The 24,034-nt window shown below is 44.5% G+C and carries 19 protein-coding genes; 13 read left to right on the top strand and 6 right to left on the bottom strand.

The window, feature by feature from the left end; all coding sequences use genetic code 11:
* The first annotated feature begins 12 nt into the window (after positions 1-12).
* The 3 genes from rnc (at position 13) to G395_RS0107880 (ending at position 3,245) form a co-directional block, all read left to right on the top strand.
* Positions 13-759 carry a ribonuclease III gene (gene rnc, locus G395_RS0107890; protein WP_026629553.1) on the top strand — a complete coding sequence of 249 codons (747 nt, stop codon included), beginning with the start codon at positions 13-15 and terminating at the stop codon, positions 757-759.
* Positions 760-1,054: 295 nt separating this feature from the next.
* Entirely contained in the window at positions 1,055-1,486 is a 432-nt protein-coding gene (locus G395_RS0107885; protein ID WP_026629552.1) for an Hsp20/alpha crystallin family protein, read from the top strand.
* Between the two features lie 223 nt (positions 1,487-1,709).
* The gene (locus G395_RS0107880; protein ID WP_026629551.1) at positions 1,710-3,245 is read left to right on the top strand and encodes a Do family serine endopeptidase; all 1,536 of its coding nucleotides are present in this window, start codon (positions 1,710-1,712) and stop codon (positions 3,243-3,245) included.
* A gap of 81 nt (positions 3,246-3,326) precedes the next feature.
* Here G395_RS0107880 and G395_RS0107875 read toward each other — a convergent pair whose 3' ends face one another.
* Positions 3,327-4,997: a pseudouridine synthase gene (locus G395_RS0107875; protein WP_026629550.1), complete on the bottom strand. Its 1,671-nt coding sequence runs from the start codon at positions 4,995-4,997 to the stop codon at positions 3,327-3,329.
* Positions 4,998-5,291: 294 nt separating this feature from the next.
* Here G395_RS0107875 and G395_RS0107870 point away from each other — a divergent pair, with 294 nt between their 5' ends.
* The 4 genes from G395_RS0107870 (at position 5,292) to G395_RS0107855 (ending at position 11,113) form a co-directional block, all read left to right on the top strand.
* Positions 5,292-7,241 carry an acetoacetate--CoA ligase gene (locus G395_RS0107870; protein ID WP_026629549.1) on the top strand — a complete coding sequence of 650 codons (1,950 nt, stop codon included), beginning with the start codon at positions 5,292-5,294 and terminating at the stop codon, positions 7,239-7,241.
* A gap of 137 nt (positions 7,242-7,378) precedes the next feature.
* Positions 7,379-9,082, top strand: coding sequence for a S41 family peptidase (locus G395_RS0107865; protein ID WP_026629548.1), 1,704 nt, complete (start codon positions 7,379-7,381; stop codon positions 9,080-9,082).
* A 43-nt stretch (positions 9,083-9,125) separates the two neighbouring features.
* A complete protein-coding gene (locus G395_RS0107860) occupies positions 9,126-9,878 on the top strand; it encodes an SDR family NAD(P)-dependent oxidoreductase (RefSeq protein WP_026629547.1) in 753 nt (250 codons plus the stop codon).
* A 2-nt stretch (positions 9,879-9,880) separates the two neighbouring features.
* Positions 9,881-11,113, top strand: coding sequence for an MFS transporter (locus G395_RS0107855; RefSeq protein ID WP_026629546.1), 1,233 nt, complete (start codon positions 9,881-9,883; stop codon positions 11,111-11,113).
* Here G395_RS0107855 and G395_RS0107850 read toward each other — a convergent pair.
* The 3 genes from G395_RS0107850 to G395_RS0107840 form a co-directional block, all read right to left on the bottom strand.
* A complete protein-coding gene (locus G395_RS0107850; protein ID WP_035360744.1) occupies positions 11,110-11,799 on the bottom strand; it encodes a peptidoglycan DD-metalloendopeptidase family protein in 690 nt (229 codons plus the stop codon). The two genes, G395_RS0107855 and G395_RS0107850, sit on opposite strands and share 4 nt — an antisense overlap.
* Before the next feature lie 20 nt (positions 11,800-11,819).
* On the bottom strand, positions 11,820-14,399 hold the full coding sequence (locus tag G395_RS0107845) for a zinc-dependent metalloprotease (RefSeq protein WP_026629544.1): 2,580 nt from the start codon (positions 14,397-14,399) through the stop codon (positions 11,820-11,822).
* 96 nt (positions 14,400-14,495) lie between these two features.
* Positions 14,496-15,431, bottom strand: a complete 936-nt coding sequence (locus G395_RS0107840; RefSeq protein WP_026629543.1) for a Ppx/GppA phosphatase family protein — start codon at positions 15,429-15,431, stop codon at positions 14,496-14,498.
* 156 nt (positions 15,432-15,587) lie between these two features.
* On the opposite strand from G395_RS0107840, the gene rpsU reads away from it, so the two are divergent.
* The 3 genes from rpsU (at position 15,588) to G395_RS0107825 (ending at position 19,411) form a co-directional block, all read left to right on the top strand.
* The gene (gene rpsU, locus G395_RS28895; protein WP_026629542.1) at positions 15,588-15,782 is read left to right on the top strand and encodes a 30S ribosomal protein S21; all 195 of its coding nucleotides are present in this window, start codon (positions 15,588-15,590) and stop codon (positions 15,780-15,782) included.
* 104 nt (positions 15,783-15,886) lie between these two features.
* Positions 15,887-16,759, top strand: a complete 873-nt coding sequence (locus G395_RS0107830) for a tyrosine-type recombinase/integrase (RefSeq protein ID WP_026629541.1) — start codon at positions 15,887-15,889, stop codon at positions 16,757-16,759.
* 66 nt (positions 16,760-16,825) lie between these two features.
* A complete protein-coding gene (locus tag G395_RS0107825) occupies positions 16,826-19,411 on the top strand; it encodes a phosphoenolpyruvate carboxylase (RefSeq protein WP_026629540.1) in 2,586 nt (861 codons plus the stop codon).
* A gap of 104 nt (positions 19,412-19,515) precedes the next feature.
* On the opposite strand, the gene G395_RS0107820 is transcribed toward G395_RS0107825, so the two are convergent.
* Positions 19,516-20,118 carry a hypothetical protein gene (locus G395_RS0107820; RefSeq protein ID WP_026629539.1) on the bottom strand — a complete coding sequence of 201 codons (603 nt, stop codon included), beginning with the start codon at positions 20,116-20,118 and terminating at the stop codon, positions 19,516-19,518.
* A gap of 7 nt (positions 20,119-20,125) precedes the next feature.
* The gene (locus tag G395_RS0107815) at positions 20,126-21,850 is read right to left on the bottom strand and encodes a M12 family metallo-peptidase (RefSeq protein ID WP_169720017.1); all 1,725 of its coding nucleotides are present in this window, start codon (positions 21,848-21,850) and stop codon (positions 20,126-20,128) included.
* A 370-nt stretch (positions 21,851-22,220) separates the two neighbouring features.
* Between G395_RS0107815 and G395_RS0107810 the strand changes: the two genes are divergently transcribed.
* The 3 genes from G395_RS0107810 to G395_RS0107800 all read left to right on the top strand — a co-directional run bounded on the left by G395_RS0107810 (position 22,221) and on the right by G395_RS0107800 (position 24,032).
* Positions 22,221-22,655, top strand: a complete 435-nt coding sequence (locus G395_RS0107810; protein WP_026629537.1) for a MarR family winged helix-turn-helix transcriptional regulator — start codon at positions 22,221-22,223, stop codon at positions 22,653-22,655.
* A 195-nt stretch (positions 22,656-22,850) separates the two neighbouring features.
* Positions 22,851-23,582, top strand: a complete 732-nt coding sequence (locus G395_RS0107805) for an SIMPL domain-containing protein (RefSeq protein ID WP_026629536.1) — start codon at positions 22,851-22,853, stop codon at positions 23,580-23,582.
* A 117-nt stretch (positions 23,583-23,699) separates the two neighbouring features.
* The gene (locus G395_RS0107800; RefSeq protein WP_026629535.1) at positions 23,700-24,032 is read left to right on the top strand and encodes a YtxH domain-containing protein; all 333 of its coding nucleotides are present in this window, start codon (positions 23,700-23,702) and stop codon (positions 24,030-24,032) included.
* Positions 24,033-24,034 lie beyond the last annotated feature (2 nt).

Here is a 24,034-nt window from a genome sequence, read left to right as displayed (position 1 = left end):
AACTAATTACACTTGGCAAAGCGAATTCTTATACCGATACTCTCTCTTTTCAGAACCGGAAGTGCTGAGGATAAAAAATTTAAGGAATCGATTGCGCATGTAATTGGCGACCGGCCTTCGAATCTCGGTGTCTATCAACTCGCTTTTCGCCACACTTCTGCTTCCCGGGAAACGGCTATCAAAGGTTTTCGTGAATCCAATGAGCGTTTGGAATATCTGGGCGATGCTGTTTTAGGAATGGTGGTCGCAGAGTTTCTTTTTACCAAATATCCTTACAAAGACGAAGGTTTTCTTACCGAAATCCGCTCCCGCATTGTCAATCGGGAATCCCTTAATCAAATTTCAAAGAAGCTTGGCCTCGATCGCCTGATCGAGTATGATGGCAACCGCCGCGGCATGTCGCCCCGCTCATCCATGTATGGCGATGCGCTGGAAGCGTTTGTTGGTGCCATTTATCTGGATAAAGGCTTCCGTTTTACGCGAACTTTCATCATTAGTAAGCTTATTACGCATTACGATCTGGATAACATTATTCAGAACAATGCCAATTTCAAAAGCCTCATTATCGAATGGGCACAACGCGAAGGCAAGGAAATCCGCTTCGAAATTCTTGAAGAACGCGGCACCCGCCACCATCGCGAATTCATCTCCCAAATTCTGGTCAACGACGAGCCTTTCGCACAAGGCAACGGTTTTACCAAGAAAAAAGCTGAGCAGTCTGCTTCTGAACAGGCCTGCGCAATGTTAGAGCTTCGTTAATTGCCCTTTTAGCTTCATTAATCTTCTTTCAAGCTTCGCTAATAGTCCCGGCGTTTTGCTCATTATCATTTTTGCCCAGTGACTTTTGCAGTGTCAACGGCAAAATATGTCCGTTTGTCTTATAGTTTTTAGCTAAAACAAGACATTATGTCTGCTTTAACAAGACTATAAATTTTTATCGGACATTGTGTCTGCTATTTTTTAGCTTTTCGCCTCAGGAACGAGTATTGATAATTACCCATCATACCGCAGAGGTAAACTGAAAAATAAAATAGACCATTAAAACTTTATAACAATGAGCACTCTAGTAAAAACCCATTTCGCAAATCCTTCTTACTTAAACGGATTTTTTGGCAAAGATTTATTCAACGAAATCGCAGCCCCAGCATTCTCAGGAAGCGTTCCTGCGGTGAATGTCGTTGAAAGCACAGACGGTTTCAGGATCGAAGTGGCGGCTCCCGGCTTGCAGAAATCCGATTTCAAATTGAACCTTGAAAAAAATCAGCTGACCATTTCTGCTCAGAAAGAACAGAATGAAGAAGAGAAAAACGAAAAATATACGCGTCGGGAATTTAAATACACTTCTTTCCAACGCACCTTCACATTGCCTAACACCATTGACGGCGACAGGATTGAAGCCACCTACAATGAAGGCGTGCTGAGCATTGCGTTGCCAAAACGTGAAGAAGCAAAAGAAAAACCAGCTCGTCAGATCGAGATTGCGTAATCAGCATAATATAAGTTTGAAAGGCGTTATTAATTTTGATTAATAGCGCCTTTTGTTGTGAACAAAGATTCGATTAAATTGTTAGTGACATTGGCAGGATATTTTAGTAAAATCGCATTTGGAATAACTGCAGTTAAAATATGTTAAATGCGCGTTGTGTGGGAATAAAATAGTAAATGCTTTGCGTTATTCATTCATAAAAATATAACCCCAACAAATGTATATGAAAACAAATTGGAAAGGTTTAGTGTTGGTTGGGTTGATTTCTAGTGCATCAACTCTTGCCGGCTTCAAACTATTTAGTGATAACGATGGTAAAGATGTAATTTTTAAAGAGGCTCCCGCGGAGTCGATTACGCGTTTCACGTCAACGGGCACACCGGTGGGCGCACCCGGGGATTTTGTTTACGCTGCTGAGGCTACAACGCCCACGGTGGTTCACATTAAATCAACGATGACGCGCCAGGCCTCGCGTGGCGGTGGTCAGCAGATTCCGGATATTTTCAGAGATTTCTTTGGTGACGAATTTGAAGGCGGATCACGCGGTCCTCAGTCACAGGAAGCATCTGGTTCGGGTGTGATCATTTCTGCGGACGGATACATTGTAACTAACAACCACGTAGTGGAAGGCGCTCAGGAACTGGAAGTTACATTACATAACAAAAGCAAGTTCAGAGCAAAAGTGATTGGTACTGACCCGTCTACGGATATCGCGGTGATTAAAGTAGAAGCGAAAGACTTGCCAGCAGTAGTTTTAGGCAACTCGGATGCTGTGAAAGTAGGAGAGTGGGTTGTGGCGGTTGGTAACCCTTTTAATTTGGAATCAACTGTAACAGCCGGTATCGTCAGTGCAAAAGGACGCGGGTTAGGCATCATTGGCCAATCGAGACGAGGTCGCGGTGTTACTCCTGCTTCGGCATCATCTGTGGATTCTCCGCTTGAATCATTTATTCAAACTGATGCGGTTGTGAACCCTGGAAACAGTGGTGGTGCATTAGTGAATCTGAAAGGTGAATTGATTGGTATTAACACTGCCATTGCCAGCCCAACAGGAAGCTTTGCAGGTTATGCATTCGCAGTTCCTTCGAGCATTGTGAAAAAAGTGTCAAGCGATTTGATCAAATTCGGTAATGTGCAACGCGGTTACCTGGGGATTGCCCTGGATGATCTGGATAGCAGAAAAGCCGAAGAATATGGTGTGAAAGTGAACGACGGTGTATATGTTCGTGAATTCACAGAAAACAGCGCAGCGAAGGCAGGCGGAGTAGTGAAAGGCGACGTGATCGTGAAAGTGGACGGTGTGAATGTTCACTCCATTCCTGAATTGCAACAATCAATCGGCTTGCATAAGCCTGGCGACAAAGTGGCAATCACTGTGAACCGTGATGGCAAAGAGAAAGAGCTGGACATCACATTGCGTAACCGCACAGGTGGTTCAGATATCCTGAAACGTGACGAATCTGCTGCGATCATGAATGCTCTGGGTGCACAATTCGGCAATCTTAGCGACCAGGAAAAACAACGTTTGTCCCGTTACAAGCTGGATGGCGGCGTGAAAGTGGTTTCGATCGACGGTGGCAAGTTTGCCCGTTCGCAAGTGGAGGAAGGTTTTATCATTACCAAAGTAAATGGTAAGCCGGTTCGTTCCGTGAAAGAATTCCAGGCCGCTATTACTGGCAAGGAAGAGTCAATGGTGCAGTTTGAAGGGCTTTATCCTGATGCTCCATACGATGTTTATTCTTTCGGATTCAGACTTTAATAAGGAAGTAAGGTTCAAATAAAAAACCGGCTGTTATGTTTATCATAGCAGCCGGTTTCTTTTTGTTTTATTTCAAAAATCTTAGAGCATAAATTTCAGTTTTACAACTTCCTTTTCGCTCAGAAATCTCCACTTTCCTCTCGGAAGATCTTTTTTATTCAATCCGGCAAAAACCGTCCGATCCAGCTTTTGAACTTCGTAACCCAAATGTTCGAACATCCGCCGAACGATCCGGTTGCGGCCGCTGTGGATTTCCAGGCCAACCACCATTGCGTCTGGCGTTACAATCCCAACTTCATCAGGGTGAATAAAACCATCTTCGAGTTCAAGGCCATGTTGCAGCTTTTCGAAATCTTCCGTTGTAATCGGCTTATCCAATTCCGCCTGATAGATTTTCTTGATCCCGCCGGATGGATGCGTCAGCTTTACAGCCAGTTCTCCATCATTGGTCAAAAGCAATAAACCCGTTGTATTCCTATCCAAGCGACCCACCGGGTAAACACGCTCAGCACAAGCACCTTGAATGAGGTCAAGCACGGTTTTGCGCTCTTCCGGATCATCGGTTGTGGTGATGTAATCTTTTGGCTTATTAATTAATATATAAACCATTTTCTCCGGGTTCAATGCCTTTTTGCCATATTTTACAACGTCAGTAGGCAATACTTTGTAACCCATCTCTGTAATCGTTTTACCATTTACAGAAATCTGACCCGAAGCGATAAGATCATCCGCCTCGCGACGCGAGCAGATGCCCGCATTTGAAATGTATCTGTTCAAACGAATCAGCGCTGATTCCTCTTTTTCCTTTCGTTTCGGCGCATTCTTCTTTTCGTAGCTGGACAAATTGTAACGTGGAGCACTTTCAAATCGGCCCACTCTTCTATCTAATCCACTGCGATCTTCTGCTTGCTCTGCGTTTTCATTATGGGCAGACTTTTCGAAATCACGCTCTACATTCGCGGTCTCACCTTTTTTTTTAAATTCTGACTTGCCGTCTCTGCTGGGACGACCAAAAGAACGCTCAGCTGATGGGCGTGAATCACGTCTTTCGCCCTCACGCGCCGGTCTTTCAGCACGAGGCTTGAATTCTCTGTCGCCGGTGGGTCGGTCACCTTCACGTCTTTCAAAACGTGGTTTGAATTCCCTTTCTCCGGAAGATCTTTCTCTTTGTCCGGATTCTTCCCGCGAACGGAATGGGCGGGACTCTCCGGATTGAGCAGGACGGTCATCGCCTCTTCTCTCAAAGCGCGGCCTGTCGCCTTCGCGCGCCGGTCTTTCGAAGCGCGGTTTGAATTCCCTATCGCCGGATGATCGTTCTCTTTGTCCAAAATCCTTTTTATCAGCAGGACTGCGGAAACCGCCTTCTTTTTTAGGGAAGCCAGGCCGGTCATTTCCAGGCTTATCGAAGCCCGGCTTGTCGAAGCCCGATTTGAATGATGGCTTGTCGAAACGCGGTTTGTCAAAGCGTGGCTTACCGAAGCCCGGCTTATCGAAGCCAGGCCTTTCGCCGGGTCCTTTTTCGTGACTGAAGCTTGGACGCGCTTTTTGGCCTGCATTGTCTCCGTTCGCAGAACCAGTCCGTAAACTTGACTTTTTGATGCTTGGTTTACTAAAACGGCTTTCTGCCTCAGGGCGAGCCTTTTTGAATGGATGGCCTGCGCCGTCATTGGATTTGCGGAAGGATTTCTGTCCGCCGGTCGAAGGCTGCGAAGCTTTTGGCGCCTTCGAGGGTGTTGATGTTCTTTTTCTCATTAGGAATGCAGTATCACTACTGGAATTTGTTTCCTCTTACTATTTGCCGTGTACTGACAGCGGTTTTTCGATCTGTATTTCAAAGATGCCACTAAAACCCGCTAATCAACGTATCTGATGATCAGAGTACTAACTGTTTTAATTAAGTCTGCAAAGATACAGGAAATTTTTAAGTAAATATTTTCACTTCGGTTTATGCCATTTTTGGTAACCAAACGTTTATTAGTACTATTGGTTCAATGCACTGAAAAGCGCTTTTTCCATAACCTAACCTTCACCTATAAAGATGTAAATATGCCTACTGATGTCCTGCCGCAACCGCTATGGAAACCAGGAAGAACGCTTCTGGAGCAATCCAATCTCAAAAAATACATGGATTGGCTTTTTGTCAAAAGAGGCCTTTATTTCCGCTCCTACCATGATCTTTGGGATTGGTCGGTGACGGATCTGGAAGATTTCTGGGAGAGTTTGTGGCTTTACTTCAATATAAAATCCCATGACCTTTACCTGGAAGTGTTGCAAAGGCCAAAGCATGGGATGATCGGCACAAAATGGTTTACGCGTTCCAAGCTGAATTATGCCGAGCATGTTTTCAGAAATAAAACGAAGGACCGGCCAGCCATTCTTTTTCAATCAGAACAATCCGGATTAACGGAAATTTCCTGGGAGACGCTTGAAACGGAAGTTGCCGCTGTGGCTGCCTGGCTCAAACAGCGCGGCGTGCGTCCGGGTGACCGCGTGGCAGCCATTTTGCCAAACATTCCGCAGGCCGTTGTGGCTTTTCTCGCGACCAATGCTGTGGGCGCTGTGTGGTCGTCCTGCTCACCTGATTTTGGTAAAAGAGCCATTACAGATCGTTTTTCGCAGATTGAGCCCAAAGTGCTTTTCGTGGCTGATGGTTATGTTTATAATGGTAAAACTTACGACCTTACAGCATTCGCACAAGAGCTATCCTTCACATTACCAAGTGTTAAAGACACGGTTTTAGTGAATAATATCAATGCAGAGAACCGCCCGGAAAGATTAACTTCCTGGGAAGACATTCTGCATCTTGAAAATTTCGGGCTCGATTTTGAGCCGCTTCCCTTCGATCACCCGATCTGGATCCTTTATTCTTCGGGAACCACGGCTAAGCCAAAAGCCATCACACACAGCGTAGGCGGCTGCCTTATCGAACATCATAAGGCATTGATCTTACATCAAAATGTGAAACCGGGCGATCGCTATTTCTGGTATTCGACCACAGGCTGGATGATGTGGAATTATGCATTGGGGTCACTGCTTTGTGGCGCAACGCTTGTGCTATATGACGGAGCGCCTGCTTTTCCATCATCACAAACGCTCTGGACTCTGGCCGAAAAAGCGAAAATAACACATTTCGGAAGTGGCGCAGCTTACTTCAATGCGTCCATGAAAGCAGGTGTGAGCATTACTTCTGAAAGTCTTAATGCATTGGAAACCATCGGTTCAACCGGCTCGCCGTTGCCGCCGGAGGCGTACGAATGGATTTATAAATATGTAAAAAAGGACGTCTGGCTCATTTCGCTAAGCGGTGGAACGGACGTTTGCAGTGCATTCGTGGGCGGCTGCCCGATTTTGCCGGTTTATCCTGGTGAAATTCAATGTCGCATGCTCGGCTGCAGGATCGAGGCTTATAGTGAAGATGGAAAACCGTTGACCGACCAGCTGGGTGAAATGGTGATTACGCAGCCTATGCCTTCCATGCCCATTTATTTTTGGAATGATGAGGATGACGAGAAATACATCAGCAGCTATTTCGAAATGTATCCCAATATCTGGCGTCACGGCGACTGGATCAAGGTTACCGACCGCAATTCCGTCATCATTTATGGCCGCTCGGATGCAACATTAAATAGAGGAGGCGTAAGGATTGGAACTGCCGAAATTTATCGCGCTGTCGAGAGCATTCCGGATGTGAAAGACAGTCTTGCCGTGTATCTTGAAAAGGCGAACGGCGATGGGACAATTTCGCTATTTGTGGTTTTAAGTAAAGACAAAACCTTGACGGAAGAGCTGAAACAGCGCATAAAAGATGTTTTACGAAGTGAATACAGTCCGCGCCATGTCCCGGATACAATAGAACAGGTTAGCGACATTCCCTACACGATCAACGGGAAAAAAATGGAGGCGCCTATGAAGCGGATTCTGATGGGACAGGATCCTGCCAAATGCATCAATCCCGAGACAATGCGCAATCCGGAGTCTTTAAAGGCATTTGTCTGAGGGTAAAAGTTGGACTAATATCTTATAAATCACCTCTGATACACTTGCTTTAGGCAACCAAAATCGCTTACTTCACGTTAGAGAAATGTGCCTACTGCAACAGGCATGTATACAACGCTTTCAAATATTTTATTGGCATGAATCAACAAAAATCTCCTAATCCGATTCATAATTCCCGGTCAGTGGTTCGCCTGCCTATCATTATAGCCATTACATTGGCTGCTGGGGTGCTGCTGGGAAGCACTTTTTTTAGCGGGGGGCGCAAGCTTTCAGACGTAGCGAAGGGTTATGCCAAATATCGCGAAGTGCTCATGCTTGTTGAGAATAATTACGTAGATTCTGTTGATACTGAGGAGCTTGTAGATTTTTCTATCTCAAAAATGCTCGAAAAATTGGACCCCCACACAGCCTACTTTAACACGGAAGAAGCCACTGCGGCCCGTTCGCAGCTGGAATCCGGATTTGACGGGATTGGTGTGGAGTTCAACATATATAATGACACGGTTTATGTGGTCACGCCATTAAGCGGCGGTCCTTCGGAAGCGGCCGGAATACAGAGCGGCGACCGCATTATTTCAGTTAATAAGGAGAATTTGTCTGGTCCCGGCGTTACTAATGCACAGGTTTACAAGCTGTTGCGTGGAAAAAGAGGCACTAAGGTTGATCTGGCCATTGAAAGGGTTGGTTTAGATGAAAAAATGAACTTCGCGGTGGTCCGCGACCGTATTCCGACTTACTCTGTCGACGCGTCTTATATGGTCGATCAGGAGATCGGCTACATTAAGGTGAGCCGTTTCTCGGAAACTACTTATGACGAATTCAAATCAGCATTAAAAACACTGAAAGCCAATGGCTTGAAAAACCTGATCCTTGATTTGCGGGGAAATCCGGGTGGTTACATGGAGCGTGCCACAAGCATGGCCGACGAATTTATTGCAGGCGATAAACTCTTGGTTTATACAGAAGGCAAGGACAGCCGGTTTGACAGAAAAACACGTTCACACGTAGACGGAATGTTCGAGCAAGGACCGTTGATCGTACTGGTGGACGAAGGAAGTGCATCTGCATCCGAAATCCTGGCAGGAGCATTGCAGGATCACGACCGTGCATTGGTCGTTGGAAGGCGTTCTTACGGGAAGGGTTTAGTCCAAATGCCGATCAAGCTTTCGGACGCGTCCGAACTTCGCCTTACTATTTCAAGATATTTTACGCCAAGCGGCCGGAGCATTCAAAAACCTTATGAGCTGGGCAAAGGCGAGGACTACAGCCAGGACCTTTCGCATCGTTATGAAAGCGGCGAGTTGTTCAATGTGGACAGCATTAAATTTGATAAAAGCAAAGTGTATAAAACCGATGGCGGCCGGGTCGTTTACGGCGGCGGCGGCATTACACCTGATATTTTTGTTCCAAAAGACACACTTCAAAACAGCAAATATTTATTTGAGCTTTATTCCAAAAACATTATCCGCGAATATGCATTGCGTTACGCGAATGAAAATCAAAAAAAGCTTGAAAAACAATCGTTTAATGATTTCTTGACGTCATTCCAGATATCTGACGCGATGATTGCCGAAATGGTGAAGGATGCTTCTAAGGCTGGAATTAAACCAAATGAAAAAGAGTTAACACTTTCTAAACCCATTATTACTTCGCAAACCAAGGCGATCATCGGGCGATATGTCTGGGGCAGGAAGCAGAAGAACGGGCTTAATAATGAGATTTTCCAGGTGTTGAATCCGACAGATAATGTTTATCAGCAAGCGGTCCAGCTATTTAGTCAGGCTGCGCAGTTGGAAAAAGGGAAGTTCAGTAGTTTGAATATTCCCAAAAATAAAAAGTGAGCATCCCCGGAAGCGCACATCTTTTGACGAATTTGATTTTATAATGTCTCGAATTGCATTGATTACCGGAGCCACTTCCGGAATTGGAAAGGCCACTGCGGAATTATTTGCAGTCGCCGGAATTGATCTTATCCTCTGCGGCCGCCGCCAGGAACGGTTAGATGAAGTTTCTGCTGAATTATCTTCAAAAGTTAATGTTACCACGCTGGTTTTTGATGTGCGTGACAAAGGCGCGGTGATAGCCATGATCGGTTCCTTGCCAGATGATTGGAAAAACATTGATATCCTGGTTAATAATGCTGGTAATGCACATGGGATGGGTTCCTTGGCCGAGGGTGATACGGAGGATTGGGATGCAATGATCGATGGAAATGTGAAAGGTTTGCTATATGTTTCGAAAGCGGTGATTCCGTTGATGCTCGAAAAAGGGGCGGGGCACATTCTCAATATCAGTTCCATTGCAGGAAAGCAGACTTACGTGAATGGTGCCGTTTATTGTGCTTCTAAGGCTGCGGTGGAGGTTTTGAGTGAAGGAATGCGCCTCGATCTGACGCAGCATGGCATTAAGGTGACCAATGTCGCGCCTGGCGCAGTAGAGACCGAATTTTCGCTGGTTCGTTTCAAAGGAGATGAAAGCCGTGCCGAAAAAGTGTATCAGGGATTTGATCCTTTGCAGGCTGTTGATATTGCCGATGCCATTCTTTACGCAGTGAATGCACGGGGCAGGGTTACAATCGCTGACATTACCATTTTAGCTGCTACGCAATCTGCCGCAACGACGATTCATAGGAAGTAAGCATGAAATCTACTGAACAAAATCCCATTGCTGTTGACTCAACGACAGCAATAAATACTTCGCAAACAGTTTTCCCGATTTTGCTTGCGTTAAGCTTCTGTCATTTGCTGAATGACACGATGCAGTCCTTAATCCCTTCCATTTACCCGATGGTTAAGGAATCTTTTCAATTGAATTTTACCGAAATAGGGCTGATCACATTCACATTTCAAGTGAGCGCTTCTGTACTGCAACCTGTCGTAGGCGCGTACACGGACAAGCGTCCGCAGCCCTTCGCATTGGCTGTGGGAATGTGCTTTACATTGCTGGGACTCATTTCATTATCTCTTGCGAACAGCTTTAATCTTGTTCTGCTTTCAGTTGGGTTGATCGGCGTCGGTTCAGCGGTTTTTCATCCTGAGGCTTCCCGCGTGGCGCGTATGGCTTCGGGCGGTAAGCATGGCATGGCGCAGTCGCTGTTCCAGGTGGGCGGTAACGCGGGGAGCTCGTTGGGGCCTTTGCTGGCAGCATTGATTCTGTTGCCTTATGGACGTTTTCAGGTGATCTGGTTTTCGCTGGTTGCGCTTCTGGCGATTGTTATTTTATCCTGGGTAGGCGGCTGGTATAAGCGGAGCCTGGAAGTGGTTGTTGCTAAGAAATCGGTTGCAAAGTCAGCGAATGCGTCACATCTTTCCAGCGGCAAAATCACGTTTGCCATTGCTATATTACTGCTTTTGATTTTCTCGAAATACATCTATATGGCCAGCATTTCGAGCTATTTTACCTTTTACCTGATCCATAAATTCGGTGTTTCCATTCAAAATTCACAAATATATCTTTTCGCGTTTCTATTCGCCGTCGCAGCGGGAACATTCATCGGCGGGCCGGTTGGGGATAAGATTGGCAGGAAATATGTGATCTGGATATCGATATTGGGCGCAGCGCCATTCGCATTGCTGCTTCCATATGTTAATTTATTCTGGACGGGCGTATTAAGCTGCATTATCGGGCTCATTCTTTCCTCAGCCTTTTCCGCGATCCTGGTCTATGCACAAGAACTTATTCCCGGTAAAGTCGGCATGATTGCAGGGCTGTTCTTCGGCTTCGCTTTCGGCATTGCAGGAATCGGATCGGCCATTCTGGGCAGCGTTGCAGACAAGACCAGCATTGAATATGTTTTCTGGATCTGCTCATTCCTGCCGCTTATTGGATTATTGACAGGGTTTTTGCCGAACTTGGAGCGGAGCAAGAGCTAGTTAGGCTTCTCGTTCTCAGCAATCCTCAAAATCAAATTCGGGTCGGGACAGAGATTTAAATAATGTTCCTTATCCTGAATGCTGCTTACACCTGGGAAGTCGCCTTGATAGTTACCCATGTCTTTGACAATCTGGAAATGCAAATGCGGTGGCCAGTCGCCGTTTTCGGGGTAGGAGCCTATGGCTGCGAATTTTTCGTTGGCTGAAATACTTTTGCCAACATATAATCCTTCCAGTGAATCCAGTGACAGATGCCCATAAAGCGTGTAGAAGACGACATTATTTAATGTATGAGCAAGAATAACTGTTGGGCCGTAATCACCATAATGGTCATTGAATGCAAAACTATGGACGGTTGCGTCTAAGGGTGCATAGATGGGTTCTCCGGCATCCGTCCATATGTCCGTGCCGAGATGAATGCTCCTTGGTTGGTTGTCTTCGGTGTTGAAATGTTTTCGCTGCCGATAGATAATGCGGTTTTCTGCGTAGCCGCCAATGCCAGCAAAGGCGTTTCTTTCCAACATTTCTTGGAAAACAAAATCCGAAAAAGCGGAGGTTTCAGACAAGTCACGTTGCAATAGGGCTTCATTTGTTGCGGAAAAATCAAGCTTTTTAAATGGCTTTGCACTTTTGATAACAGGTGCAAAGCCATCGTATTTTTCGAGAACTTCTTGAAGTGTCAGCATTGACGTGGGCATTCGTTGTCCTATTTTGGATCCAGCGCCATCTTAATGCGCTGCAAAACATCCTGCAAATGATACTTGGTAATTTTATCCGTTGATTTCGTGATAGCAGGTTGTAATGTTGCTTTCAGACTTTCCAAATGCGCCCGGGCAACAGAAGGTAAATCCGTTTTTTCAAGTTCAACCACCCGCGTAGAAAAACCATACGTAATGCCAACCGGAACGGACTGCACGTTGGCTTTGCCAGGTTTCAGCAGATCAACCAATTTTTCGATATAAACTTTTTGAAGATTTCTGCGATGCAGGTCAATGCTTTTGCCCGTTTTTGTTTCGGACCAAATGCCGCTTTCCAGGTCTGTAAACATATCGTCCAGCGTATAATTTTTGCTTGAAATTCCGGTTTCCATCAGCCTGACCGCCCTGTCGCCTGCGAAGAGCGTCGTTAATGCATATTCCTGCAATGCTTTGATCGCTTCGACACCGGTCTCAGGTTTAATTTTACTTAAAATATTCTGGTCCAATAACCAGATCGGCGTTTTGAATAGCTGATTGATGAGGAACACAACTGCTTCTTTCTGAGTCGATTTTGGCACGGTTTCAAAAGTCGATCCCTCCATGTCATATGTGGTAGGGTTATCGTAAATCCCGCCTACATTCTTCATGACGTGGCCAAGATAGCGACGATATTGCTGTATAACATTGTTGTAGATTTCATCCAGCTCCTTATAACTTTCGCCATCCTCACGGCTCCATTCGATCAGGTTAGGAAGAATTCTTTTTAAATTTTTAATGCCATACTCAGAGGCTTTCATCGCATTATCGCTCAGATCTTCGGTTTGATAACGCGGGTCGTACGGGCTAATCTCCGTTCCGAAATGCAGTCGGGAATCTTTGTAAGCCTCTTTGGTCATTTCATTCAAGAGCATTTTCTCAGCCTTCGCGTCTTTAGCGTCCATGAAATTGCTGTAACCCCACTGGATCGCCCATTTATCGTAATCCCCTATTCTCGGGAACAGATTGGTAATGCTGTCCTCGGGCTGGGCCACGTAATTGAAGCGGGCATAATCCATGATAGAAGCCGTATGACCGTGCTTTTCAATCCATTCCTTATCTCGCAGTTTTTCAACAGGTGTAGCAGAACTAGCGCCCATATTATGCCTTAATCCCAATGTATGTCCTATCTCATGCGAAGAAACAAAGCGCACAAGCTGGCCCATGAGCTCATCATCAAACTTTTTGGTGCGCGCTTTGGGATCCACGGCGCCAGCCTGGATAATGTACCAGTTGCGCAGCAAACGCATAACATTGTGATACCAGCCAATGTGGCTTTCCAGAATCTCCCCGCTTCTCGGATCATGCACATTAGGCCCGTAAGCGTTCTGAATATCGGCAGCGAAGTAGCGGATCACAGAATAGCGCGCATCTTCAAGGCTCATGGTCGTGTCGTTTTCAGGCCAGTATTCTCCACGGATGGCATTCTTCCAGCCGGCTTTTTCGAATGCTTCCTGCCAGTCATCAACTCCGGCTTTCAGATATTTCCGCCATTTTTCAGGTGTGGCAGGATCAATGTAATAAACGATCGGTTTTTTAGGTTCAATCAATTCGCCGTCGCGCTGCTTTTTTGCATCTTCTGCATTTTTGGGCTCCAAGCGCCATCTAACGGCAAAAACTTCGGTGTCAGACCGCTGCGATTCTTCTCCGAAAATGGCATATTGGTTTGCAAAATAACCCACCCGACTATCGAAGATCCTTTTCCGCATCGGCTTTTCAGGAAGCAGGATTAACGAAGTGTTCATTTCCATGGTCACAACGCCGGCATCGAGCCCGGAGGGTAAATATTGACCGATGGACGGGGTAGGAGAAGTAGAGAGCAGTTGAGGCGTTACAGAAAATGTTTTAACGGTCCGGATTTCTGTATTAATGGGAAACGCCCGGATTTTCTCAATGTAGGAAGCTTCCTTTTTAAAAGAACTCAATTTTAAAAGCTGCTTACTGACCGAGCTTAATGAAAAAACCTGATTATCAGCATTAAAAAAGTCCGTCACATCAATGACAGACGACTTTGCATGAGGCTCTTTTTTAACGGCTTTTATTTCAAAAACCCCAATAATAGGATCTGAATTTGAATTTTTTACTGCCTGGAAAATCGGTTTGGTGCTGTCAGGACTCGCAACGACCACTGTTACGGAGCGCAACAATAAATTATGGTCCATCCCTTTTTCCCAGCGGATCATTTGCCGGTTAACCTCTTCACCTCCAAAAATTCCCCCGCCGGCGGCTGTTTTAGCATAGCGGGTTACGGCCATAATGTCTTTATCCAACAGGGAATCAGGGATTTCGAAATACCATTTTTCGTCCATTTTGTGAACGGAAATCATGCCTTTCTGGCTCACCGCGCTGGTGTCGATGAGGTCTTTAAAAGCCTTGGGACCCTTTTTTTTGTCGTCTTTGAGTTTCTCTTTTACTGCGGTGGCCACTGCGTCCACCGCTTTGTCGATCTTGACGTCTTCCTGCTTTTCTTTCTTTTTCTTCTTTTGTGCGTAAGTGGTTGTGGTAAACAGAAATGTGATTCCTACCAAGAGGAAATAACGAACTAATCTCATAGAGTTGGTTTATGTTTTTGCTTACTTACAAAAATAAAAGTTTGCCTGATAGGACAGGCAAATAATTCGGGGGAGGTTACAAAAATTCTGATACGGCTATTCGCCCAGCACTTCGGCGAGCACTCCTTCTTTTAATGCATAACTGGAAATCTGAATTTTCTTGATTCCGTAGCTTTTAAGTACATAATCTATGAGGCAAACTGCAACCACGATCATGTCCACACGCAGTTCGATCATGCCCGGGATCTGCATTCGTTCGTCATGATTTCCGGTGAGGATGAGTGCATATGCCCGGTAAAATTCTTCCAGTGCCAATGGGAAATCGGTTTGGTTTTTCGGAGGCCTTTCATTGGTGCGGAAATGGAAATCAATGTCCACTAACGTATCGAATGTCCCGGAAGACCCGACCAGCTTGTCCGGGGAATACTGGTGGACGGCATTGGCCAGAGGGATCAGTTTCTCTTCAAAATAATTGTAAAGATTTTTCCTGTCACCCTGCGAAAGCGGATCATTGCGCATGAATCTTTCCATCAGCCGCTGCCCGCCAATCTCGAAACTTTGCTTCCAGAAAATCTGCGATCGGTTGCCAATAATGAATTCTACGCTGCCACCGCCGATATCCATGATCAGTGACGGTGAATCGCCTAGGTCTGCACCGCGTCGGACTCCTTTATAGATGTATTCGGCTTCGCGGTTGCCGTCGATCACAGTGATCGTAATGCCTGTTTTGGAAAGGATTTCAGCACAAAAATCGGCCTGGTTTTCCGCATTCCGAATTGCGCTGGTGCCAAAGGCAAAGGTTTTCTCGGTGGGAACATTGAACTCGTCCAGCTTTTCCCGAAAATATGTCAGCACAGTCAATGCGCGCTGAACGGCATCCTCCGTAATGATCTTTTTGTTGATTCCTCCCAATCCGATCCTTGCCGGCCTGCTTTCGTGAAATATATTGGCGACGGCATCTCCATTTTTATCTACGATGAGCAGGTGAAAAGTGTTTGTTCCTAAGTCAATAATTCCCAATCGCGAGCTCATATAGGGCGTTTAATCTGTTAAAAGCTTTTTCCTCAATGCAATGATCACAAAAATAACCTAATAATAATGACTTATTTCTTGATTTTCTGTTTGATAAAGCTTTTCTTTGCAGTCCGATTTCAGAAACCAATTCAAAGAACATTACAATTTATAAGCATGCTTATTATAAACATTAAAGACAACGAATCGATTGACCGCGCTCTTAAGCGTTACAAGAAGAAATTTGAAAGAACTGGTACTATGCGCCAGCTTCGTGCTCGTACTGCTTTCGAAAAACCATCTGTAAGACGTCGTTTCGAAGTTTTGCGTGCCGTATACAAAGAAAAAACTTACGGTCATTTAGAAGACTAGTTCCCAGGAATGGTGTTCTGAAAGATTTCGACAGGATTATTATATCCATATCATAAGGAGAAGGGCTGCTTGTTAAAGGCAGCCCTTTTTTGTATGTTGCTGATATGATAACCTCATTTATTGATTTTCTGAAATTTGAAAAACGCGCCAGTGTTCATACCGTAAAGTCTTATCAGACGGATTTGGACCAGTTTCAGAAATATCTTTTGTTTCAATACGAGCTGGACAAGCCCGAAGAGGCAAAGGCACCCATGTTGCGGTCCTGGATTGTGAGTTTGATGGAAGAGGGCATGAACCCATCTTCTATTAATCGTAAAATCGCATCACTCAGAACGTTTTATGGATTTTTGAAACGTAAAAAGGCGGTTGCCCAAGATCCCACCAAAATTCTCTCAGCGCTTAAAACACGCAAAAAACTGCCTGCTTTTGTCGAAGAAAAATCCATGGAAACGCTTTTCCTGCCGGATACTTTTACCGACGATTTTGAGGGAGTCCGCGACCGCACCATTATGGAGCTGTTATATGGAAGCGGGATCCGGCTTTCGGAACTCGTGTCGCTTGAAATAAAAGATCTGAATCTTCCCGCCAGGACCATCCGAGTGTTTGGGAAAAGGGCAAAGGAGCGGGTTGTCCCGATATCTACTTCTCTGGCAAATCTGCTTTTTCAATATCTGGCATTGAGAGCGCCGGAGGAGGACACGCAATGTTTGATCTTAACAAATTCGGGGAAAGCGGTTTACCCTGTTTTTATACAGCGGACTGTTGAAAAATATCTGTCTGCTGTAACCACATTATCTCAAAAAAGCCCTCACGTATTACGCCATACATATGCCACACATTTGCTCAATCGTGGGGCGGATCTTAATGCTATTAAGGAGCTTTTGGGTCACGCTAACCTGGCCGCAACGCAGATTTACACGCATAACTCTATCGAAAAGCTCAAAAAAACGCATCAGCAAGCTCATCCAAAAGCCTGAAACCCATTTTTTAGAAGTATATTTGCCTTAATTGCAGTTTCCAGAATATAATTTTGTCACTCCAGTATGAATAACAGTTTCCAGGACGCGGTTGTAACGAAGTACAATATATTTAATAGTCTTTTTCTGAGTTTGCCCTATCGTGGTATTTTTCAGACGGGATCATTGCTCCCCATACTAACGCAGCAGAGTGAGATCGGATTCCAGGAGGGAAAGACGCCACGGGAGATCATAGAGCACTTTTTTTCAGAATTACTAGAAACTGCTACCCCAAAAGAAAGGACAGATCTGCTCTTTGCTTTTATCCAGTACATAGAAAGGCAAGTTGTACTTTTCGACTCTGTGGAGGATGCTGCATTTGACCAGACCCACGATCTGACAGGCAAAGGATCGGTTAATTATCTGACAGATCGCCTGGATAATGATGAGCTAAAAAAGAAGCTGCTTACCAAGCTCGAAGATTTCAGTGTACGGATCGTGCTTACTGCGCACCCGACACAGTTTTATTCGGGTAAAGTGCTGGGAATCATTAATGATCTGGAAGATGCAATCAAAGAAAACGACTTTACGGAAGTAAACCAGCTGCTCCTGCAATTGGGTAAAACCGCATTCATTAACCACGAAAAACCCACGCCTTTTGATGAAGCGGTGAGTCTCTGCTGGTTTTTGGAAAATGTATATTATGATGCCATTCCATCCATTCTTGAAAAACTGATCAATGGCCTGGGGATGAGCGTCCACGACTGGCCCTACCCCAATGTATATCGACTGGGCTTCTGGCCGGGCGGTGACCGGGATGGCAACCCGTTCGTGAATCCGGAAATTACGCTGCAAGTTGCGGCAAGATTGCGGGAAACGCTTTTGAGAGGTTACTATCGTGATTTGAGACAATTGAAGCGTCGCCTGACTTTCAAAGGTGTGGATGAAGCGATCAGTTTGGCAGAACGCAAGATGAACAGCACCATTTTCGGGCCGTTTGAAGAGGGTTATGCCAATGCGCAGGAATTAATTGATGAATTTCTGAAAGCCCGTGAGGTTTTGGTTTCCAAACATCAGGGTCTGTTTGTGGAATTGCTTGATAATTTTATTCTTAAACTAAACATTTTCGGATTCTTCTTTGCAAGCCTGGATGTGCGTCAGGATAGCCGGAAACATGGAAAAGCCTGGGAAGATATTCTCAAAAGGCTGGAAAAGAAGATTCCGTTGCTGAAATACAGTGACTATGAAGGTTGGGATGAGGCGAAGAAAATAGACCTTTTACTTTCTTTGAACATTCCGTTGCGGGATGAAGATTACGAGGACGAACTGACCAAGGACATTCTAGGTTCGATCCGCGCTATCAAAACGATTCAGGCACAAAATGGTGAAAAAGGCGCTCACCGTTATGTGATCAGTAACAACACCTCTGCATTGAATGTAATGCAGGTTGTTGCGCTTGCTAAAAACCTGATTGCGGATGAAAGCGGAAAGCTTGCGCTGGACGTGGTTCCGCTTTTTGAAACCGTTGATGACCTTGCGAATGCGCCGGAAATCATGCGGACATTGTATAAAAATGAGTTTTACCGCAACCATTTGCAAAACCGGGAAAACCATCAGACTATCATGGTCGGGTTTTCCGATGGAACAAAAGATGGAGGTTATTTGCGCGCGAACTGGTCTATTTACCGCGCGAAAGAGGAACTGACCAAAGTTTCCCGTGAATTTGGTATCAAAGTCACATTCTTTGATGGCCGCGGAGGTCCTCCTGCGCGCGGTGGTGGTAACAACCATAATTTCTATTCTTCCCTCGGAACAGACATTGAGGATAAAGAAATCCAGCTTACGGTTCAGGGACAGACGATTAGCTCTAATTACGGAACAGTAACCACTGCCATGTACAATCTTGAAAGATTGTTTACTGCAGGACTTGAAAATCACTTGTTCAGAGGGAATCGTGTTGAAGATGAGTTGAATGAAGAGGATAAAGTGCTGATCGAAGAGATGGCGTCATTGGCATACGACTCCTATCTCGATCTCAAAAACCATCCGATGTTTGTAAAATATCTAGATAAGAAGACGCCGCTGCGCTTTTATGGACAAACGAATATCGGCAGTCGCCCTACAAAGCGTGGGAACGATGATGAAGGTCTGAAATTTGAAGATTTACGTGCTATTCCCTTCGTAGGATCCTGGGCACAGATGAAGCAGAATGTGCCAGGTTTTTATGGATTCGGAACGGCGATCGAACAGATGTCGAAAGACGGTAAGAAAGAGATTATTTCGCAGTTGTATAAAAAATCATTGTTTTTCAGGACATTGATCGAAAATTCGATGCAGTCATTGTCCAAAGCATTTTTCCCGGCAACCAAATATCTGCGCGATGAGCCCGATTATAAGGAGTTCTGGGATAAAATGTACGACGAGTTTTTGCTGACACGCGATCAGTTACTGGAAGTCTCAGGGCAAAAAGAGCTTTTAGACAGTAATAACGTCACCAAGGTTTCCATCAAAACACGTGAGCGCATTGTCTTACCATTGATCACAATCCAGCAATATGCACTACAAATGCTGGCCGAAGATCCAAAAAATCTCCCGGTAGATGTAGAAACATACAACCAGCTGATTATGCGGGCTATGTTTGGTATCATTAACGCGGCGAGGAATTCGGCGTAGTATGCTTCTAAATATTTAGATCTCCTGAACATGCTCGAATGTTCAGGAGATTTTTTTGCTATCAAATAATAGATTGTCGCGATTCTTTATTGGACATCGACCAGTTAGAGATGTCGGTTTCTTCTCCTGCGCTCTAATATTTTTGTATGGAATGTACCATTTGTAAAACGCAGCGTGTCGGGCAACGGGCTATCGTCTTTTATTCCATACACCACCATTGTAAATTTAAACTCGCCAGAAATTTCGCCAGTAGTCATATTTAACGAATTGATTTGCAAATAGCTATCACTTTTAGGAAGTATTCTAAAAGAGTCCCCAGGCTGATCGTCGTAAATTTGAGAATCGAGCAGGGCACGTACATGACCATTGTCTATGCAGTATTTATTTTCTTCCGATGTCAGCAAAAATCTTCCTTTTCGAAGTGGAATTTGATCAAAATATAAAACCTGCTGTTTAAATCCATTTGAATCGAATGAATTCGAAAACATATATGCGCTTTTAAGGGAACAGAGCGAATCAGTATTTTCCGAGATTCCCGCGTAGACGGACTGGTAAGCATTACCATATAATTTGCTCCATTCTGTTCCACTCATATCAGCTTCAAAATATCCCCATGATATTCCCGCGTTTCTGTACGGAGTATAAATCTCACAAGCATTGCTTCCGATCATTAGAATAAAGAAAGTTAAACTTTTGAATGATTTCATGGGGCAATTATCTTGATATAAGCACTCGCTTTGTTTCAATATTTTTGCCAACCATCAGCCTGATGAAATAAATCCCGGATGGAAACTTCCTAGCGTCCCACTTCCTACTGGTAACCCCATTTGGTTTGCGCATTAAAAAGCTATCAGAAAGTGTTTGGATTACGGAGCCGGATTGATCCAATATGTCAAGTTTGATTTCAGCATCCGATAGTGTTTTGTAATTTATGCGAACCTCATCTAAGGCTGGATTTGGAGTTGCTTCAAGATGTAAAAAGCTTTGAGCAAGAGAATCCGTTTCAACCACGCCAGTCTTGTAGGGATTGGGCATCTGTGATGTAACAGCAATAAATGCAGAAACAGATTTACCATTTCCTGTAACCGTTGCTTTAAACCATACTTTCTGAGTCTGATAGAAATTCCATGTAAAAATGTCCGTGGTAGTATTGGAAGTGAGATAATTAATCCCATCATAGCTATAATGCCAGACGATCGAATATGGTGCAGATCCACAACTATATGTCACCTCATAGTTTTTGCCACCAGGTGCCGTTACAAAAGTTGGCCCGTCAACGTAAGCAACGAAAGGCGGATTGGGATTAGGTCTGAAAGCGCTTACTGTGGGATGTGATTCAGCTATTCGTTTCGCATTGTTTTCATTGTTAGTTCCCGATGGCTTTCCACCGACTTGGATATTTGGGTTTGAGAAATTCAACAAACGATTTTGTGCTTGTTGATCCGAAATATTTTTGCCGGTCATCATTGTCCGATCAGTAACTATGCCGAGCCCATTTTTAATGCAATATGCTTGGGCATATGCAGGCGAACCAGCTGTTTCTTCGTGGCGGCAGCCATAAAGATGCCCAACTTCATGGGCAAACGTCTTTCTCGAAGTTGCACTCCAGATTTCAACAATCGCGAAAGACTTTGAATTAACCAGATCCACCGTTTGTGCCTTTCCACGCGTATCGCCACCTTGGTATTCTGCATCGGTAAACAACACGACCACATCCGCTTGATACTGATTTCTGAGATTCTGGGCTGTCAGGTTCTTTTCCAAATTGTTGAGATCATTCGTGATAAAATCCGTCTCCGGCAGATTGTTTAAGGGAGCAATTCCAGCTAATGTAAGCACTGCCGCGCTTGTAATTCCGCTGTTGTAAATTGTTGTGTTAAATTGTGCCACAGACATATCAGCCATTGTCTGAATTCCCGCAACATCTCCAATCAAAGCGAGCGCCTTCGGTGTGTATAAAATAAGCACCCGTGGACTAACCAACGGCTGACAGGGATTCATCTTTGCATTTGAATGGACAGGTGGGGCCTGCTCGGGTTGTGGCGTGCTTATTCTTTCGGTTGAAGGTTGTTCATCTGGTGCAATACAGCCGACGTCACCGACTTTGGTCATATCATACTCTCGCAAACAATACAGACCACCGGGGGCTGGGAAAATTTCGTAGACTCCATCTGGCGTGGAGAAGTGGGCCGTCACCCGGCCTGCTTTGGAAAGGATAATGATCGTTCCGCGGTTGTCATCCGTTTTGCCAATCCATTCATAATCAGAACTTGAATAATACTTAACCTCGCTTGCATCGGCAATGATCGGCTTTTCTTTTCCTGGCATTTCTAATGTCAGAATGCCTTCTTTTTGAGCAGTTGCGATTGGATTTAATTGGATGAAATGATAATTTGAAATGTCCGGATTGTTTTTCAATCGTGCAATGTAAGCAGCCATTTCAGGATTATCCGGAATGTTGTGGCTGGGAACCATTTTTACAAAATTGAGTGTCTGGCTCGAAGCCGGATTGCTGAGAAAACTTATGGCAAGCATACAAAGTACGCTGCCAAAAATCAGAAGGGTAGATAGTTTTTGCATAGGATGAAGCACATAGTCGAAATTTTTATATGTCAATGTTGGGTTATTTCAAGGTGAAACCAAATAATTCTATGAGCCGGTTATTCTCCGTTGCATCTGGGTTATTTGCCGGTCATTTTGAGCATGGAGATAAAATCGAATAATTTCTCTGCAATTATTAGTAGACGAATAGTTGAAGGGACTTATAATTGGTGATACTCAATTGCCCAAAGCTTCAACGTAACCTATCATGACGCATCATTCTGATCAGCGTGCTTATTTTTTTAAGATAGACACGACAATCAAAAAAATCCGAAATGCTTTACAAAAACAGTTGACGGAGGCTGGTTTTGACCTTACAGTAGATCAGTGGGTGCTTATAGATCATATTTTCAGAAGGCAGGGGATCAGTCAGAATGAGCTTGCTGAGCTCACGTTTAAAGATCCACCAACGGTCACACGCATCATTGATCTGCTGGAAAAAAAGGGGTTGGTGGAACGCGGACCGGCTGCCGGGGACAGAAGAAAATTCAATTTATTCTTGACGAAAACAGGCGAATCGACCTATAATGCGGCTTTTCCAATAGTCGCAGACATCCGCAGAAAAGGGTGGGGAAGCCTGAATGATTCCGATTATCAGCACTTTGTCCGTATTATGGACTCGATTTATCAGAATTTTACCTAAAAAGGCGAAAAATAAAATTTTTTTAGTGGTAAGTGGGAGAATAACAGCTGATTGCGTTATGCTCCCATTTTTGTTTTAAACCTTTGGCAAATCATTGCATCTAAACTACGTTGACGGCAATAATTTCGACGTATTACAACGTTAAGCCTGCCGCCTGCATCTGTATTTTATATTCAATAATTACTAATGAAAGCCATGAAAAAAATTGTTTTGATTTCCTTGCTTGCTATGACCGCTTTGTTCCCTGCTTTTTCGCAAATCAAATATGAACAGCAGGTCGTTGCGCCTAAGATTGAAGTAGCAGGTTTTGCCGAAATGGAAATTGTGCCGGACGAAATTTACTTCAATATTTCCCTGCAAGAATATTTTGAAGACGAAAAAAACCAAAAGAACAAGGTCATCATCAGCACTTTGGAAAAACAGCTTTTGAAAGCAGTTGATGAGGCCGGGCTGCCAAAAGATGCGCTGTCTCTCAGTGGATTAGGGGGTTATCAAAATTATACAGATAAGAAAAAGAAGCCTGCTACATTCCTTGAGAGCAAGCAGTATGAGCTGAAAGTGAGCAGTCCTGAGAAGTTGGACGGCATTTTGTCAAAAGTTGAAAGTCGCGGTGTGCAGTATGCAAATGTGAGCCGGGTGGACCATTCAAAAAGAGAAGAATTAAAGAAGCAGGTTAAAATCGACGCATTGAAGGCAGCCAAAGTAAAAGCGGAATATCTCGTTGCTTCGCTGGATGAAAAGCTTGGTAAAGTGCTTGAAATTAAAGAACTGGACGAAAACCTGTACTTTCCTCAGCCTGTTTTTGCGAAGGCCAATATGAGAACATTGGCGCAAGCGGAATCAGCAGATATGGTGGCGGATAGCCAGGTTCAATATCAGAAAATCAAGATCAGCTATCGTATGCAGGCCGCATTTGAGATTAAGTAAGCATGTGATAGTTAATGTGGGCACAGTTTTTTGTGCAAATGTTCGGTGACTTTAAGTATTCCTTTTGTACAAGACATAATTTTTTAAATTTAATCTTAAACTAAGTAACTGGAAATCATGAGCATTAACTCAAAACACCTTGCCACATTTATTCTTGGAGCAGCCGCAGGAGTGGCCGCACATAAGTATCTTCAGAGCGAAGAAGGCGAAAAGCTTTTGGAAGATTTGAAAACCAAGGCTAACAATTTGAAAGCCGAAGCGGAAGGTGCAATCGATAAAGCTCCGGAGTATTTTGATGAGCTCAAAACAAAAGGTGCCGATACGCTTAAAAGCAGCTTCCCGGATGCTGAAAGCTTCTTCAAAGATCTTTATGAGAAATTCGTAGGCGGAAAGAGCAGTCCCGAAACGGCAACACCTCAAAACACGCCTACGCCTGATCCCATATCATAGCT

The sequence above is a fragment of the Dyadobacter alkalitolerans DSM 23607 genome (assembly GCF_000428845.1).
GTDB classification, from domain to species: Bacteria; Bacteroidota; Bacteroidia; order Cytophagales; family Spirosomataceae; genus Dyadobacter; species Dyadobacter alkalitolerans.
The sequence above is the reverse complement of the archived record's forward strand: the minus strand, read 5'-3'. Positions and strand labels throughout refer to the sequence as shown.

Excerpts from the sequence above, each read along its gene's own strand:
- G395_RS0107885 (WP_026629552.1), top strand. The coding sequence starts at position 1,055 with ATGAGCACTCTAGTAAAAACCCATTTCGCAAATCCTTCTTACTTAAAC.
- G395_RS0107880 (WP_026629551.1), top strand. The coding sequence starts at position 1,710 with ATGAAAACAAATTGGAAAGGTTTAGTGTTGGTTGGGTTGATTTCTAGT.
- G395_RS0107875 (WP_026629550.1), bottom strand. The coding sequence starts at position 4,997 with ATGAGAAAAAGAACATCAACACCCTCGAAGGCGCCAAAAGCTTCGCAG.
- G395_RS0107870 (WP_026629549.1), top strand. The coding sequence starts at position 5,292 with ATGCCTACTGATGTCCTGCCGCAACCGCTATGGAAACCAGGAAGAACG.
- G395_RS0107865 (WP_026629548.1), top strand. The coding sequence starts at position 7,379 with ATGAATCAACAAAAATCTCCTAATCCGATTCATAATTCCCGGTCAGTG.
- G395_RS0107860 (WP_026629547.1), top strand. The coding sequence starts at position 9,126 with ATGTCTCGAATTGCATTGATTACCGGAGCCACTTCCGGAATTGGAAAG.
- G395_RS0107855 (WP_026629546.1), top strand. The coding sequence starts at position 9,881 with ATGAAATCTACTGAACAAAATCCCATTGCTGTTGACTCAACGACAGCA.
- G395_RS0107850 (WP_035360744.1), bottom strand. The coding sequence starts at position 11,799 with ATGCTGACACTTCAAGAAGTTCTCGAAAAATACGATGGCTTTGCACCT.
- G395_RS0107845 (WP_026629544.1), bottom strand. The coding sequence starts at position 14,399 with ATGAGATTAGTTCGTTATTTCCTCTTGGTAGGAATCACATTTCTGTTT.
- G395_RS0107840 (WP_026629543.1), bottom strand. The coding sequence starts at position 15,431 with ATGAGCTCGCGATTGGGAATTATTGACTTAGGAACAAACACTTTTCAC.
- rpsU (WP_026629542.1), top strand. The coding sequence starts at position 15,588 with ATGCTTATTATAAACATTAAAGACAACGAATCGATTGACCGCGCTCTT.
- G395_RS0107830 (WP_026629541.1), top strand. The coding sequence starts at position 15,887 with ATGATAACCTCATTTATTGATTTTCTGAAATTTGAAAAACGCGCCAGT.
- G395_RS0107825 (WP_026629540.1), top strand. The coding sequence starts at position 16,826 with ATGAATAACAGTTTCCAGGACGCGGTTGTAACGAAGTACAATATATTT.
- G395_RS0107820 (WP_026629539.1), bottom strand. The coding sequence starts at position 20,118 with ATGAAATCATTCAAAAGTTTAACTTTCTTTATTCTAATGATCGGAAGC.
- G395_RS0107815 (WP_169720017.1), bottom strand. The coding sequence starts at position 21,850 with ATGGCTGCTTACATTGCACGATTGAAAAACAATCCGGACATTTCAAAT.
- G395_RS0107810 (WP_026629537.1), top strand. The coding sequence starts at position 22,221 with ATGACGCATCATTCTGATCAGCGTGCTTATTTTTTTAAGATAGACACG.
- G395_RS0107805 (WP_026629536.1), top strand. The coding sequence starts at position 22,851 with ATGAAAAAAATTGTTTTGATTTCCTTGCTTGCTATGACCGCTTTGTTC.
- G395_RS0107800 (WP_026629535.1), top strand. The coding sequence starts at position 23,700 with ATGAGCATTAACTCAAAACACCTTGCCACATTTATTCTTGGAGCAGCC.